Origin of the sequence: Serratia sp. JSRIV001 (assembly GCF_019968745.1) — a bacterium.
GTDB classification, from domain to species: Bacteria; Pseudomonadota; Gammaproteobacteria; order Enterobacterales; family Enterobacteriaceae; genus Chania; species Chania fonticola_B.
Window position 1 is genome coordinate 2,269,914 of the sequence record NZ_CP074147.1, and the last position, 16,119, is coordinate 2,286,032.

Annotated in this window: 11 protein-coding genes; 6 read left to right on the forward strand and 5 right to left on the reverse strand. The window is 56.5% G+C overall.

Going from position 1 to position 16,119, the window contains the following annotated elements; all coding sequences use genetic code 11:
* Positions 1–2 precede the first annotated feature (2 nt).
* The 6 genes from ygfM to KGP17_RS10265 all read left to right on the forward strand — a co-directional run bounded on the left by ygfM (position 3) and on the right by KGP17_RS10265 (position 9,304).
* Entirely contained in the window at positions 3–776 is a 774-nt protein-coding gene (ygfM, locus tag KGP17_RS10240) for a molybdopterin-dependent oxidoreductase FAD-binding subunit (protein WP_223499255.1), read from the forward strand.
* Positions 776–3,655 carry a molybdopterin-dependent oxidoreductase Mo/Fe-S-binding subunit gene (locus KGP17_RS10245; RefSeq protein ID WP_223499632.1) on the forward strand — a complete coding sequence of 960 codons (2,880 nt, stop codon included), beginning with the start codon at positions 776–778 and terminating at the stop codon, positions 3,653–3,655. The genes ygfM and KGP17_RS10245 overlap by 1 nt, the downstream gene beginning before the upstream one ends.
* Before the next feature lie 237 nt (positions 3,656–3,892).
* Positions 3,893–5,308, forward strand: a complete 1,416-nt coding sequence (locus tag KGP17_RS10250) for a nucleobase:cation symporter-2 family protein (RefSeq protein WP_021804795.1) — start codon at positions 3,893–3,895, stop codon at positions 5,306–5,308.
* Between the two features lie 83 nt (positions 5,309–5,391).
* Positions 5,392–6,708, forward strand: a complete 1,317-nt coding sequence (gene guaD / locus KGP17_RS10255; RefSeq protein ID WP_223499256.1) for a guanine deaminase — start codon at positions 5,392–5,394, stop codon at positions 6,706–6,708.
* A gap of 101 nt (positions 6,709–6,809) precedes the next feature.
* Positions 6,810–8,174 (forward strand): NCS2 family permease, encoded by a 1,365-nt coding sequence (locus KGP17_RS10260; protein ID WP_223499257.1) that lies wholly within the window; start codon positions 6,810–6,812, stop codon positions 8,172–8,174.
* A 185-nt stretch (positions 8,175–8,359) separates the two neighbouring features.
* A complete protein-coding gene (locus tag KGP17_RS10265) occupies positions 8,360–9,304 on the forward strand; it encodes an Rpn family recombination-promoting nuclease/putative transposase (RefSeq protein ID WP_223499258.1) in 945 nt (314 codons plus the stop codon).
* A gap of 16 nt (positions 9,305–9,320) precedes the next feature.
* Here KGP17_RS10265 and xdhC read toward each other — a convergent pair whose 3' ends face one another.
* The 5 genes from xdhC to ynfF form a co-directional block, all read right to left on the reverse strand.
* Positions 9,321–9,797: a xanthine dehydrogenase iron sulfur-binding subunit XdhC gene (gene xdhC / locus KGP17_RS10270; RefSeq protein ID WP_021804789.1), complete on the reverse strand. Its 477-nt coding sequence runs from the start codon at positions 9,795–9,797 to the stop codon at positions 9,321–9,323.
* Complete coding sequence (xdhB, locus tag KGP17_RS10275; RefSeq protein ID WP_179252993.1) at positions 9,791–10,672, reverse strand: xanthine dehydrogenase FAD-binding subunit XdhB; 882 nt, start codon at positions 10,670–10,672, stop codon at positions 9,791–9,793. The genes xdhC and xdhB overlap by 7 nt, the downstream gene beginning before the upstream one ends.
* Positions 10,673–10,684: 12 nt before the next feature.
* Positions 10,685–12,970 carry a xanthine dehydrogenase molybdenum-binding subunit XdhA gene (xdhA, locus tag KGP17_RS10280; protein WP_223499259.1) on the reverse strand — a complete coding sequence of 762 codons (2,286 nt, stop codon included), beginning with the start codon at positions 12,968–12,970 and terminating at the stop codon, positions 10,685–10,687.
* Positions 12,971–13,399: 429 nt separating this feature from the next.
* Complete coding sequence (locus KGP17_RS10285; protein WP_166734737.1) at positions 13,400–13,573, reverse strand: hypothetical protein; 174 nt, start codon at positions 13,571–13,573, stop codon at positions 13,400–13,402.
* 5 nt (positions 13,574–13,578) lie between these two features.
* A complete protein-coding gene (ynfF, locus tag KGP17_RS10290; RefSeq protein ID WP_179247969.1) occupies positions 13,579–16,017 on the reverse strand; it encodes a selenate/tellurate reductase subunit YnfF in 2,439 nt (812 codons plus the stop codon).
* Between the last annotated feature and the right edge of the window lie 102 nt (positions 16,018–16,119).

Sequence of the window (16,119 nt, forward strand, 5' to 3'; positions counted from 1 at the left end):
ACATGATTGAGCAATTCTATCGGCCAGGATCGGTACAGCAGGCGCTAGAGCTAAAACGCCAGTACCAGCAGGATGCCGTCTATTTCGCTGGCGGCAGCAAACTAAACGCCACACCCACTAAAACACGGCAAAAGATTGCCATCGGGCTGTCGCAGCTGGGGCTGGATCAGGTGAGCTGGCAGCAGGGGGCATTGCATATCGGTGCCACCATTACCTTACAGCGTTTAATGGATACCCAGCTTATCCCGCAGGCCCTGCGTGAGGCGCTGGGTTTTGTCTATTCCCGCCATATTCGCAATCAGGCCACGCTGGGTGGTGAAGTCGTTTCGGCAACGAAAGATTCGGTGCTGCTGCCGGTGCTGCTGGCATTGAGTGCCCAGGTGGTGGTGGGCAGCGGCAAGACGATGGCGCTGGAAGACTATCCGCTGTGCGGCGGCAGTGAATTACTGCTGGCGGTGATACTGCCGGAGCCTTACCGTACCTGCGCTACCCGTAAAATTGCCCGTTCAGCGGCGGGGTTGCCGGTGGTGACTGCGGCGGTATCCCGCGATGCGCAGGCGAAAATTCGTATCGCCCTGAGCGGTGTGATGGCTCCTGGCCGCCTGCGAGATGCAGAGAACAGTGGTCTGAGTGGCCCGGCATTGGAGCAGGCAGTGGCGCAGATGATATCTCCGCCAGACGACATCTGTGGCAGCCGCGCCTATAAGCGCTATATCACCGGTGTGGTGGTGGCAGACCTGTTGGCGGCTTGCCAGGCATCAGGGGAGAAAGCATGATGAATATTCGCTTTACGCTTAACGGCATCCCGCAGGAAATGCAGTGCCAACCCGGCGAAAACGTCCAGCAACTGCTGTTTACGTTGGGAATGCATTCGGTCCGCAATAGCGATGACGGCTTCGGCTTTGCCGGTTCGGACGCGATCCTGCTCAACGGTGTGGTGGTCAACGCCTCGTTGCTGATCGCCGCCCAGTTGGATAATAGCGCGGTGACCACGGCCGAAGCGCTGGGGAGCTGGAACCAGCTCAGCCTGGTGCAACAGGCAATGGTGGACGTGGGGATCGTCCAGTCCGGCTATAACGATGCGGCGGCGGCGCTGATCCTGACGGATCTGTTGGCCCGCATTGAGGAACCAACGCGCGCGCAAATAGACGATGCGCTGTCAGGCTTGTTCAGCCGTGATGCCGGTTATCAGCAGTTCTATCAGGTCGTAGCGCTGGCGGTGGCTCGCCGTAACGATCCTGAATTCCAGTCGCTCGCGGCTCCCGAATTCCGCAGCGATCTGAACGTGGTCGGTAAGCTGTGTCCTAAGGTGGACGCGGCGAAAATGGTACAGGCCAAGCCTTGCTATGTGGAGGACCGCGTGGCCCGCAATGCCTGCATCATCAAGATGCTGCGCAGCCCGCATCCTCATGCCTTGATCACACATCTGGACGTCAGCAAAGCCGAGGCGTTGCCTGGGGTGGTGCATGTGATCACCCATCGCAACTGCCCGGATATCTATTACACCCCCGGTGGGCAAAGCGCGCCAGAACCTTCACCGCTGGATCGCCGGATGTTTGGCCAAAAGCTGCGCCACGTGGGTGACCGGGTGGCGGCGGTTGTGGCCGAGAGCGAAGAGATTGCGTTGGCCGCGCTGGCGTTGATCGATGTCGAATATCAAGTGCTTAAACCGGTGATGTCGATCGATGAGGCGATGGCGGAAGGGGCACCGCTGGTACACGACGAGCCGATTGTTTACGTCCACGGCGCACCGGAGGACCTGGCCGAGCAGAACCAGGGTAGCGCAGAGCGTGGCACCGAGCATGTGACGATCAATTTCCCGATTGGTGCCAAACCCCACAGCAATATTGCCGCCGCGGTACATGGACGCATTGGCAACGTGGATCAAGGTTTTGCCGAGGCGGACGTGGTGCTGGAGCGCACCTACGAATCCAAACAGGTGCAGCAGTGCCCGGCGGAAATGCACGTCTGTTACACCTACATGGACGGCGATCGGCTGGTGATCCACGCGTCAACCCAGGTGCCTTGGCACCTGCGCCGCCAGGTCGCCAGGATCGTCGGGCTCAAGCAGCATAAAGTGCACGTGATCAAAGAGCGGGTCGGCGGCGGTTTTGGCTCCAAGCAGGATATCCTGTTGGAAGAAGTGTGTGCCTGGGCAACCTGCGTAACCGGCCGTGCGGTTTATTTCCACTACACCCGCGAAGAAGAGTTCATCAGCAACACCTCACGCCACGTGGCCAAGGTGCGGGTGAAGATTGGTGCGAAAAAAGATGGCCGCCTGACGGCAATCGATATGAACTTCCTGGCCAATACCGGCCCTTATGGCAACCATGCGCTGACGGTGCCCAGCAACGGCCCGGCGCTGTCGCTGCCGCTCTATCCCTGCGATAACGTCAATTTCCAGGTGACCACCTATTACAGCAACATCTGCCCAAACGGGGCTTATCAGGGTTACGGTGCGCCAAAAGGCAACTTCGCCCTGACCATGATCCTGGCGGAAATGGCGGAAAAACTGCAGATGGATCCGCTGGATATCATCGAGCGTAATCGGGTAGTTGAAGGGCAAGAGTTGAAAATCCTCGGGGCGATTGGCGAAGGAAAAATGCCGACTTCGGTGCCAAGTGCCGCCAGCTGTGCGCTGGAGCCGATCTTGCGCAAAGGGCGTGAGCTGATCCAGTGGCGCTCACCGAAAGTCAGTCAGGGAGACTGGCAGATTGGCCGTGGCGTGGCGATTATCATGCAAAAATCCGGTATTCCGGATATCGATCAGGCCAACTGCATGATCAAGCTTGAGTCGGACGGCACCTTTATCGTGCATTCCGGCGGGGCGGACATCGGCACCGGGCTGGATACGGTCGTGGGCAAACTGGCGGCGGAAGTGTTGTGCTGCCCGTTCGCAGACGTACATGTGATCTCCGGCGATACCGACCATGCCCTGTTTGATAAAGGGGCCTACGCTTCTTCCGGAACCTGCTTCTCCGGCAATGCGGCGAAGAATGCGGCGGAAAATCTCAGGAAAAAAATCCTGTTCCACGGCGCGCAGATGCTGGGTGAGCCAGAAAGCGACGTCACGCTGGTGGTTCCAGGCGTGGTGCGCGGTAAACAGGGCGAAGTGACGTTCGCCCAGATTGCCCATAAGGCAGAAACGGGCACCGGCTTTGGCACCCTGGTGGCCACCGCCAGCTATATCTCTTCTAACTTTGCCTTCCCGTTTGGCGCCAACTTTGCCGAGGTGGCAGTCAACGTGCGCAGCGGGGAGATCCGGTTGGATAAGTTTTATGCCTTGCTCGATTGCGGCACCCCGGTTAACCCGGAGCTGGCGCTGGGGCAAATCTACGGGGCTTCAATGCGCGCCATCGGCCACAGCATGACGGAAGAGATTATCTATGACAGCCAAGGCTCGCCGATCACTCGTGATTTGCAAAGCTATGGCGCACCGAAGATTGGTGATATCCCGTTGGATTTCCAGGCGTTCCTGGTGCCCAGCGACGATCGGGTGGGGCCATATGGGGCCAAGTCGATCTCCGAGATTGGCGTCAACGGAGCGGCCCCGGCCATCGCTATGGCAATCCACGATGCCTGTGGCGTTTGGCTGCGCGAATGGCATTTCACCCCTGAGAAGATTTTGAGGGGGTTAAATAAGCTGTCAGCGTAGACTCTGTAATAAGTCGTACCGGGATAGTGGCCAATTACGGTCATTATCCCGCTATACCTGCCGAGTTAAACCGGTGGCGGGTATAAACGATTCAATATATTAGCCAAAGGCTAATCTGTTATTGCCGCCATATATGAGCTCATCGCTCAGGCTAGCCCGTGGGATCAACATGGCGAAAGTGCAGGGCGTGGAGCTTATTGAATCAGATGATCAAATTTACTGGAATGGAGTAAAGAGATGTCTGATATGCCTACTTCAAATAACGACCTTATTTATCGGGTGGAAGATAAACCACCTTTCGACCAATGCATCGTGGGGGCAATCACCCATTTACTGGCTATTTTTGTGCCGATGGTGGCACCTGCACTGATCGTCGGCACCGCGCTGGGGTTGCCGCCGGACGTCACGGCCTATCTGGTATCGATGGCAATGATAGCCTCAGGGATTGGCACCTGGTTGCAGGTGAATCGCTATGGCCGCGTAGGCTCCGGCTTATTGTCCATTCAATCGGTCAACTTTTCCTTTGTGACGGTAATGATCGCCTTGGGTAGCACAATGAAAGCCGATGGCCTGCATGTGGAAGCGATCATGTCCACGCTGCTGGGCATCTCTTTTGTTGGTGCATTCCTGGTGGTGGGCTCCTCGTTTATTTTGCCCTATCTGAAACGGGTGATCACGCCCACCGTGAGCGGCATTGTGGTGCTGATGATTGGCTTGAGCCTGATCAAGGTGGGCATTATCGATTTTGGCGGCGGTTATTCAGCGAAAAGCAGCGGCACTTTTGGCAACTATGAAAATATCGGTATCGGCCTGTTGGTGTTGCTGGTGGTGATCGGGTTTAACTGTTGCCAGAACGCATTATTACGCATGGGGGGCATCGCCATCGGCTTGATTGTCGGGTATGTCGTGGCCTTGTGCCTGGGCATGGTGGATTTCTCGGTGATGCAAAACCTGCCGGTAATGACCGTTCCCGTTCCCTTTAAATACGGTTTCTCTTTCGATCTGCATGCCTTCCTGGTAGCTGGCATCATCTATCTGCTCAGCGTGTTGGAGGCGGTCGGCAGTATCACCGCTACCGCAATAGTGTCCGAGCAGCCCATCAAGGGGGATGAATATACCGCACGCCTGAGCGGTGGAGTGCTGGCCGATGGGCTGGTCTCGGTGATTGCCGCCATGCTGGGCTCGTTGCCACTGACGACATTTTCCCAGAATAACGGCGTGATCCAGATGACCGGCGTCGCCTCGCGCCATATCGGCAAATATATCGCCGTGATCCTGGTGGTGCTGGGGCTGTTTCCCGTCATTGGCCGCTTCTTTACCACTATCCCCGCACCAGTGCTGGGGGGCGCCATGACACTGATGTTCTCGATGATCGCCATCGCCGGGATACGCATCATTATCTCTGACGGTTTAAACCGTCGCGAAACCATCATCGTTGCCACCTCGCTGGGGCTGGGCCTTGGCGTCTCTTACGATCCGGAAGTGTTTCGTATTTTGCCCGAGTCGATTTATGTGCTGGTGGAAAACCCGATCTGCGCCGGTGGGCTCACGGCCATTTTCCTCAATTTGCTGATACCGCAGAACCCGCGTGAAAAACCTGACGCCGAGGAGGCCGAGTTCGAGGTGGTTACAGCGGAAAAAAACACCGATTGAGATTGCTGACAAAGGTTACTTAGGGGCGCTGTATGCGGCGCCCGCCTGGCAACATCCGTTTTATGGCGACAAGGAATTTCAGTATGGAGCGTGAACAATCAATCAAGGCCGTGCGGGGCAGTTTTCTCGATATCACCCGCACCGTACAGCATCCGGAAGAAATCGAGGGCCATCTGCGCTTTATTAAAGACGGACTACTGATCATTCGTGATGGGCGAGTGGAGTGGTTTGGCGACTGGGAAGAGGGGCACCACCAGATCCCCGACAGCATCCGGGTACGCGACTACAGCGGTAAAATGATCGTGCCAGGGTTTGTCGACACCCATATTCACTATCCGCAGTGTGAAATGGTAGGAGCCTATGGCGAACAACTGCTGGACTGGCTGAACAAGCACACCTTCCCGGCGGAGAAGCGCTATAACGATCTGGAATACGCCCGCGAGATGTCGGCGTTTTTCATCAAGCAGCTGCTGCGTAATGGCACCACCACTGCGCTGGTGTTCGGCACCGTGCATCCCGAATCGGTAGAGGCGCTGTTTGAGTCGGCGCGCCATATCAATATGCGGATGATCGCCGGTAAGGTGATGATGGATCGCAACGCGCCCGATTACCTGCTGGATACCCCAGAAAGCAGCTATAGCCAAACCAAGGCGCTGATTGAGCGCTGGCATAACAATGGCCGCCTGTTATACGCCATCACCCCGCGTTTTGCGCCAACCTCCTCACCGGCACAACTGGAGATGGTGAAACGCTTGCGCCAGGAATACCCGGATGTTTACCTGCATACCCACCTGTCGGAAAACAAGGATGAAGTGGCTTGGGTGAAAGCCTTGTTCCCAGAGCGTAAAAGTTATCTCGATGTTTACCATCACTACGGCATGACCGGCAGAAAAAGCGTATTTGCCCACTGTGTGCATCTGGAAGACGCCGAGTGGGATTGTCTGCACCAAACCCAATCATCCATCGCCTTTTGCCCGACCTCCAACCTGTATCTCGGCAGCGGCCTGTTTAATTTGCCCAACGCCTGGCGGAAAAAGGTGCGGGTGGGGATGGGCACCGACATCGGCGCGGGCACCACCTTCAACATGCTGCAAACGTTGAACGAGGCATACAAAATCATGCAGCTGCAGGGCTACCGGCTCTCAGCGTATGAGGCGTTTTATCTGGCGACGTTGGGCGGGGCCGATGCTCTGGGGCTGGCGGACACCATTGGTAACTTCAACCTGGGGAAAGAGGCGGACTTTGTGGTGCTGGAGCCGACGGCCACGCCGCTGCAACAGCTGCGCTACGACAACTCAAAAACCTTGATGGATAAGCTGTTTGTCATGATGACGCTAGGGGATGACCGGTCGATCTATCGCACCTATGTCGATGGCTGGCTGGTGTATGAACGTACTTAAAACCACCGCACTGCAATTTGCCAGGATTGGTGTTACCCCAGCGAGTGCCGTAACGTCAAGCCCGCAGGGTAGGTGAGTGTAAACTTTCAGAGGCCATTGATATGTCTAATAATTTATCGCAGGCGACGACAGAAAAAGCGGCCAGCTCGCTAGACAGCTATTTCAAGATTAGCGAGCGGGGTAGCAGCGTACGGCAGGAAGTATTGGCAGGGTTGACCACCTTTTTGGCGATGGTCTATTCGGTGATCGTGGTGCCCGGCATGTTGGGCAAGGCGGGCTTCCCTCCTGCGGCGGTGTTTGTCGCTACCTGCCTGGTTGCCGGTGTGGGGTCACTGGTGATGGGCCTGTGGGCAAACTTGCCGATGGCTATTGGCTGCGCCATCTCGTTGACGGCGTTTACCGCTTTCAGCCTGGTGCTTGGCCAGCATATCAGCATCCCCGTTGCCCTGGGGGCGATCTTCCTGATGGGGCTGATATTCACCGCCATTTCGGTAACCGGGGTGCGCTCATGGATCCTGCGTAACCTGCCGATGGGCATAGCGCATGGCACCGGGATTGGTATCGGTCTGTTCCTGCTGCTGATCGCTGCCAACGGCGTCGGCATGGTGATCAAGAACCCGCTGGACGGCTTGCCAGTGGCGCTGGGGTCGTTTGTGTCTTTCCCGGTGATGATGTCGCTGCTCGGCCTGGCGATGATCCTCGGGCTGGAGAAATTACGTGTGCCGGGCGGGATCTTATTGGTGATCATCGGTATTTCCGTTATCGGTCTAATTTTTGATCCTAATGTGAAATATCAGGGGCTGTTTGCGTTGCCCAGCCTCTCCGGGCCGGACGGTAGCTCGCTGATTTTCAGCCTGGATATCAAAGGGGCGTTGAATCCGGCGATACTGCCCAGCGTATTGGCATTAGTAATGACTGCTGTTTTTGACGCCACGGGCACCATCCGGGCGGTCGCCGGGCAGGCTAACCTGCTGGACAAGGATGGGCAGATTATCAACGGTGGCCGGGCATTAACCGCCGACTCCATGAGCAGCATGTTCTCTGCGTTGGTTGGGGCCTCACCGGCTGCGGTGTATATCGAGTCTGCTGCGGGAACGGCTGCTGGCGGTAAAACCGGCATGACGGCGGCGGTGGTGGGCGTACTGTTCTTGCTGATCCTGTTCTTGTCACCGCTGTCTTATCTGGTCCCCGGCTATGCGACGGCACCGGCGCTGATGTATGTGGGCCTGCTGATGCTGAGCAACGTGGCCAAGCTGGACTTTGACGACTTTGTCGATGCCATGTCTGGCCTGGTGTGCGCGGTATTTATCGTGCTGACCTGTAACATTGTCACCGGCATTATGCTGGGCTTCAGCACGCTGGTGATTGGCCGCGTGTTTTCTAACGAGTGGCGCAAACTGAATATTGGCACGGTGATTATCGCGGTGGCGCTGGTGGTATTCTATGCCGGTGGCTGGGCGATTTAATGAAGTAACCGAGCAGATTGCTGACCAACTTGCACTCGATGCTAAAGGTAGGGGCGCTGCATGCTGCGCCCACTATCAGCGTTCAACCTCGTTTTGCGAGTTGACTCCAGAGGTTGCACGTAGGTAATTTTAACCACGTTCAGCTTGTAGTAGGTTTTGCTCATGTTTTGTCCAGGATGACCGACATGAAAAAGCCTACCCCCACTCCACATGATGCGGTTTTTAAGCAGTTCCTCACCCATCCCGCCACCGCCCGCGACTTTCTGGAAATGCATTTGCCGCCAGATTTGCTGCAAAGTTGCGATCTGAATACGTTAAAGCTAGAGCCAGGTAGTTTTATCGAGCGCGACCTGCGTGCTTATTACTCCGATGTGCTTTACTCGCTGAAAACCGGTAAGGATGACGGCTATGTCTATGCTCTGATTGAGCACCAAAGTTCGCCCGACAAGCATATGGCATTCCGTTTGGTACGTTACGCCATTGCCGCAATGCAACGCCATCTTCAGGCGGGTCACGATCGGCTACCATTAGTTATCCCGATGCTCTTTTACCACGGGCAGACCACACCTTACCCGTATTCGATGAGTTGGCTTGAGGAGTTCAGTGACCCAGAATTGGCTAGGCAACTTTACGCGGGACATTTTCCTTTAGTTGACGTTACCGTCATTCCCGACGATGAGATCATGCAACACCGCCGTATGGCCATTCTGGAGCTGTTACAAAAACATGTGCGCCATCGCGATCTGTTCGAACTACAGGAACGACTGGTCACATTATTGTTGGCCGGATACACTACTAAAGAACAACTGATATCGTTGATTAACTATATGCTGCAGATGGGGAGTACGACCAAACCGGAGAGACTGCTCCGTGAATTGGCCAGACGCGCGCCGCAGCATGAGGAGGAATTGATGACTATTGCAGAATATCTCGAGCAGAAAGGTTTCGATAAAGGTATAGAGAAAGGTATTGAGGAAGGGCGAAAGGAAGGGCGAAAGGAAGGGCGAAAGGAAGGGCGAGAAGCCATCTTGAAGATAGCGCTCTCCATGCTGGCTAAGGGCTTCGATCACGCTATGGTCATACAGCTGACCGGTCTTTCAGAAGAAGAGCTGGCGCAAATCCGCCACTAGCGTTTACCCGCGTTTCTCAACGCGGTATCTCCTCATCCAGCTGCTGCGCCTGCTCCACTGCCTTGACGATCGAGGTATAGCCGGTGCAGCGGCATAAATTCCCAGCCAGGCCGCGGCGGATCTCCTGCTCGGTAAGGCGGTGGCCGCGAAAACGTTCCACCATCGAGGTACTGGTCATCACCAGTCCCGGCGTACAAAAACCACACTGCACCGCCCCCACATTCACATAAGCCTGCTGTACGGCAGACAGTTTGCCCTGTTTCACCTCGCCCTCGGTGGTGCGGATGGTTTTGCCATCGGCCCAGAGCGCCAGATAAATACAGGTGTCCGTAGCGACATCGTCGATCAGTACGGTACAGGCACCACACTCGCCCACGCTGCACCCTTGTTTGACGCTGTTAAGCCCTTGCTGGCGCAGTAACTCCATTAGCGACAGGCGGGGATCGACCTCGAACTGATAGGGGCGGCCATTGATGGTGCAATTGATCAACATGATAACTCTCCTCCAGCACGTTGGGCCGCCTGGGCCAGCACGCGCTCTGCCAGCGTACGGATGATTTGCATACGGAACTCTTTACTGGCACGCCAGGATGAACGTGGCAGCACGTCACGTATGACCGCCTCACGCACGGCGGCGAGCGTTTGCGCATTGAATGGCTGACCCAGAGCTGCGGCCTCGGCATTTGGGGCACGGATCGGTGTTGGGGCCGCTACGCCAAAGGCGATTTTCACCGCGCTAAAGTGGCCATTTTCAATTTTGCAGGCCGCCGCGCAGCCGATGGTGGCAATATCCATCGCACCACGCATGGCGTATTTGTAATAGCTGGCACCAAAGTGCTGATAGTGCTGTGGCCTAAACAGCAATGCTACGGCGACCTCATTTTGCCCTAACGCGACTTTGCCTGGACCGGTGTGGAAACCTTGGATCGGCGTGCGGCGTAGCCCTGTGGGGGTAGCGATTTCCAGCTCGGCTTCCATCACCACACAGGGTGAGGCGGAATCGGCACTGGTGGCACCGTTGCAGATATTCCCGCCCAGCGTGGCCATATTCCGCACCTGGGGCCCGGCGATCGTCGCGGCTGCCTCTGCCAGGATCGGGATATGGCGTTGCACCAACGGTGAATCGATAATCTGGCTAAAGGTGGTGCCACTGCCGATGCGCAGCGTGTCATCCGGCAGCAGCTCGATACCGTTCAGCTCGTTCAGGCCATGGATATCCACCAGATGGCGATATTTACCGTTCATATGATGGAGCTGGATCAGCACGTCGGTACCTCCAGCAATCAACCGGGCCTGCGGATCGGCGGCTAATTGCCGCACGGCATCGTCTATGCAGGTCGCCCGATAATAGTGCGCAATATCGTACATAATTTTCTCCAGTTACTCGATCAGGCCCGCTTGCGAAAAATAGCGATAGAGCGTTTTGGGCGTTAGTGGTAACTCATCTATCTTCACGCCAGTTGCCATCCAGATGGCGTTGCGGATCGCCGGGGCGGGAGAGATCAGCGGCGGCTCACCCAGCGCCTTGTGCCCATAGGCAGATTGCGGCTCATAGGTTTCGACAAACGCACAGTCCAACTCTGGCAGATCGAGAATGGTAGGGAACTTGTAATCCAGCAGATTGTTATTGCGCACGATGCCGCTTTGCTCGTCGATGATCATCTCTTCGAACAGCGTCCAGCCGATGCCCATCCCCATGCCGCCATGCACCTGGCCCTCGGCCAGCAGTGGGTTAAGGATCTGGCCGGAATCGTGCAGGTTAATGATCTTGTTGATGGTGACCTTACACAGCTCAATATCGACGGTGAGGTCAACAAAGGTACAGCCAAAGGCGGGCGGATTGCTGCGGGTTTTGCAGGACACCTCGGCCATAATCTGCCCACCGACCTCCTGATCGTAATGGGCGCTCATGGAAACTTCTTGCACCGAGCACAACACTTTTTCCGGCATCTCCTTCAGCACCACCTCGCCGTTGATCACATCCAACGCCCATTCGGGTTGGCTGCACATAAAGGCTGCATGGGTCAGGATCTTGGCGCGCAACTCTGTAGCGGCCTGGCGGATGGCAGGGGCTGCAACATAGCTTTGCCGCGAGGCGAAGGCACCGGGATCGTAGGCGGTAATATCGGTGTCTTGGGTGGAGATAACGTAGAGGGAAGAGAAGGGCACGCCGATGGTTTGCGCCGCCATTTGTGCAAACACGGTATCCGATCCCTGGCCAATTTCCGTCGCGCCGACTTGCAGATGGACGGTGCCATCCTGGTTCAGTAACAGCCGGGCGCTGGCAATCTCGACGCCAACTGGATAGGTATTGGACGCATAGCTCAGGCAGGCCACGCCAACGCCGCGGCGGATGGGGCCACTTTGGTTCAGGCAGGCGGCACGACGGGCATCCCACTCAAACAGTTCCCGGCCTTTTTGCAGGCACTCGATAATCCCGGCGCTCTTGATCTCCTTGTGATTGAGCGGGTTGACATCCCCCAGGCGGGCGACGTTTTTGAGCCGCATTTCCAGTGGATCCATCCCCAGTTGGGCGGCGGCTTCGTCAATCATGCATTCCAGGGCAAAGGTCACCTGAGGTGCACCGTAGCCGCGCATGGCACCGGCGTTCGGCAGGTTGGAGTAAAAGGTGGTGGCTTGGTAGCCGAAGGCGATACGCGGATACAAATAGGCGATTTTATTGGCCCCGGCGGAGGCAATCGAATGGCCGTGAGAAGCATATCCCCCGGTATTGGAGAGCACATCCAGGCTATAGGTTTGCAGGATGCCGTCGCGGTTAATGCCCATCTTACCGCTGATGGAGAACGAGTGACGGGTACGAGATGCCAAAAAGCACTCTTCGCGGCTCAGTTCAACCTTGACCGGCACGCCGCCGAGTTTCCAAGTCAGGAATGCGGCCATCGGCTCTTCCAATACGTCCTGCTTATTGCCGAACCCGCCGCCGATATAGGGTTTGATCACCCTGATGGATGACCATGGCCGATCTAGCGCCTGGCCTACCACACGGCGTACCAGATGGGGAATTTGGGTGCTTGAGACGATCACGATGCGATCCATCTCGTCCATGTAAGCGTAGGAAATCACCCCTTCCAGATGACAATGTTGCACTACCTGCGTGCTGTAGTTGCCTTCGATCACGATCTCTGACGCAGCCAATGCTGCCACGGGATCGCCGCCGTTGAGCTGGTGCTGTTTCAGTAGATTGCTTTTACCGCCGTGTAACAGCGGCGCATCGGCTGCCAGCGCGGTTTTTGCTGTGGTCATCACTGGCAGTGCCTGATATTCCACTTCAACCAGCATGGCGGCTTTCTCTGCCGTTAACGCGTCGCAGGCGACCACGATCGCCACTCCATCGCCGTGATGACGTACATGCTGGGTCAGCAACTGTTTATCCGCTACGTCACGCTTATTGGCATCCAATGACCACGCATGGCCTGCCGTCGGAAAACCATGCTGCGGCACATCCTGATAAGTGAATATGGCTTCCACCCCTGGCAGTTGCAGGGCTTTGCTGGTGTCGATACGCGTAACCAGACCATGGGCAATCGGGCTACGAACATATTTGGCATGACGCATACCCGGCATGGTCATATCGTCGGTATAACGTGCCCGGCCGGTGACTTTGGCTTGCGCATCGACGCGTTCGGGCGAGGTTCCTACAGGCATCCTGCTCTCCTCGGTGAGAGAAAAAGTCGCGATAGCCAACAGCAGCAACTTACAGGCCATAATGGCTTGAGAAATCAGCCGGATGTGGGATTTGTGAAGTGAATCTGGTTTATGGCGTAAGGGGAGAGTATTTGGTGGTCTAAGAGGGGGAGGCCGCACCAAGGTCGGTATGGCAAAGACGCTGTGCGACGATAATTTATCATATTGATAAGCATAAGATTATCAAGTTGATACAAGCTATATCAGTTTGGGGCCAATCTTGTCGTGGTTTTGATGGTTAAATCGCAGTCATACCGCACCTTGCGTTGTATGCCAGTACGGTAGCGAGTCGCTACCGTCGCTCACCTCCACCGTCAGCATTAATTCTCCGCGCCGCAGTTGAATACGCAGACCACCGTTGTCCCGGCAGACATGCATATCGGTTATTGGTTACCGATCGTCAAAATCTCCTACGTCAATAAGCGCCGCCTGTGGCTGATGGCTGCGCAATGTCAGATAACTTAGATCGGTCGCTGCCGGGTTGACCGATGCATAGCCTTGCCACAGCATCGCTATGTAGCCACAACGGTATTGAAGGGGTTGGCCGAGTTCAGCCAGCCCCAAACCACCTACAGCTTCACAATCTGCACCAGATTGGTGTGTTGCGGGTTGCCCTTAGCCAGCGGGGAAGGGCGATGATGGGTCAAAATATTTACGCTGCCGCCGTGATCGACCTTATCGCCAAACATATCCGCCGCCAGCCAGGCACCTTGGCCCATCGCCGTGACGCCGGGCATAATGCGTGGCGTTACCTTCGCCTGGATCTGCGTTTCGCCCCGGCCGTTAAAGACCTTCACCCGATCGCCGTTGTTGATGCCGCGCGCCTGCGCATCCAGCGTGTTGATCCACACCTCCTGCGGGCAAGCCTGCTGCAACACGTCAATGTTACCGTAGCTGGAGTGGGTTCTGGCCTTGTAGTGGTAACCAAACAGCTGTAGCGGATATTGGCTGCTCAGCGGATCTTCCCAACCTTCGAACCCGGCGGCATAGACAGGTAACGGGTGGATCACATCTTCTGGTGCGAGCTCCCAGGTAGCAGCGATCTCCGCCAGCCGTTCGGAATAAATTTCAATTTTGCCCGATGGCGTTTTCAGTGGATTGGCCTGCGGATCTTCTCTGAACTCCTTGAAGGCCACCACGTGCTCTTCCGGGCTTTTGCGCTTATAAATACCGGCGCTTTTCATCTCTTGATAGCTTGGCATCTCCGGGTTGCGTTCGCGGGTTTTCTCGCACAGGTATTCAATCCACTGCTGTTGGTTGCGTCCTTCGGTGAAGGTCGCTTCGGCCTGTGGCCCAACCCGTTTGGCCACCTCGGAAAGGATCTCGTAAATCGGGCGGCGTTCAAACTTGCGCGTGGTGGCGGGCTGGCCCAGGATCACGTAGCCCATATTGCCTGCGGACTCATGAGAGATCAGGTCTTCCTGCTCGGTTGGCATCAGATCGGGCAGCAGGATGTCGCAGTATTTGGCCGACGACGTCATAAAGTGTTCGATGCCGACGATCATTTCACACTTGCTGTCGTCTTGCAGGATCTGGTGGGTACGGCTGATATCGCCATGCTGGTTGATCAGCGTATTACTGGCGTAGCACCAGATAAACTTGATCGGCACGTCCAGCTTGTCTTTGCCACGGATGCCGTCACGCTTGGCGGTCATTTCCGGGCCGCGCAGGATGGCGTCGGTCCAGGTAAACACTGAAATCTTGGTTTGTACCGGGTTGGTCAGCATGTCGAACCATTCGACGCCCAGATCGAAGCTGCCTTCGCGGCAGCCGGTATTACCGCCGTTGATACCGACGTTACCGGTCAGGATCGGTAACATGGCAATGGCCCTGGCGGTTTGTTCACCGTTGGCGTGACGCTGTGGCCCCCAGCCCTGGCAGATATAGGCCGGTTTGGTCATGCCGATTTCGCGCGCCAGTTGGATAATGGTGTTGGCCGGTATCCCGGTGATACGAGCCGCCCACTCTGGCGTTTTGGCGATACCATCGTCACCCTGGCCGAGGATATAGGCTTTGTAATGGCCGTTTTTTGGCGCGCTGCTGGGTAGGGTGGTTTCATCATACCCTACGCAGTATTTATCCAGGAACGGCTGGTCCACCAGGTTTTCGCTGATCAACACGTGTGCGATGCCCGCAACCAACGCAGCATCGGTGCCTGGGCGGATCGGCACCCATTGATCTTCACGGCCACCGGCGGTATCGGTATAGCGCGGATCGATGACAATCATCTTGGCGTTAGAGATTGCTCTGGCTTGCTCCAGATAGTAGGTCACACCGCCACCGCTCATGCGGGTTTCCGCCGGGTTATTGCCAAACAGCACCACCAGCTTGCTGTTGGCGATATCATCCGGGCTGTTGCCCTGCTGTGCACCGTACAGATAGGGCATGGCGGCGGTGATCTGCGCGGTGCTGTAGCTGCCATAGCGGCTGAGGAAGCCGCCACAGGAGTTCATCAGGCGATAAGGCACGTTGGAGTTGGTGATATTGCCGCCGTCGACCCCGGTACCGTACAGCACGTGCACCGCTTCATTACCGTATTGCGCCAGGGTGTGCTTCAACTGGCCGCTGATGGTATCCAGCGCTTCTTCCCAACTGATGCGTTTGAACTTGCCTTCACCGCGTTTACCGACGCGTTTCATTGGGTATTTCAGCCGGTCCGGATGGTTCATACGGCGGCGGATAGAGCGCCCGCGCAGGCAGGCCCGCACCTGATGGTTGCCATATTGGTCGTTGCCGGTGTTGTCGGTTTCCACCCAGTAAACTTCGTCATCCCGCACGTGCAGGCGCAGCGCACAGCGGCTGCCGCAGTTTACGGTGCAAGAACTCCAGACCACCTTGTCTTCCGGCTGTTGGGCATTTGGCAACGGCTCGGCGGCAGCGGTTTTACGGAAGGGCAGCACCAGCCCCGAAGTGGCGGCCAGTAAACAGCCGGTAGCCGAGCCGGTTTTGATTAGCTTACGACGGCTGAACGGGTGATGAAGCAGGTCCGGGTTGTGGTTATCGTTCATGATAGTGCTCCCTGTGCTGGCCTATTTCGCTGCCGATAACGCCTGATGTCTGGTTTGCTATTAACCCATGATGTCTCTTGGCAAGACGTTTTAAGCCAGGCA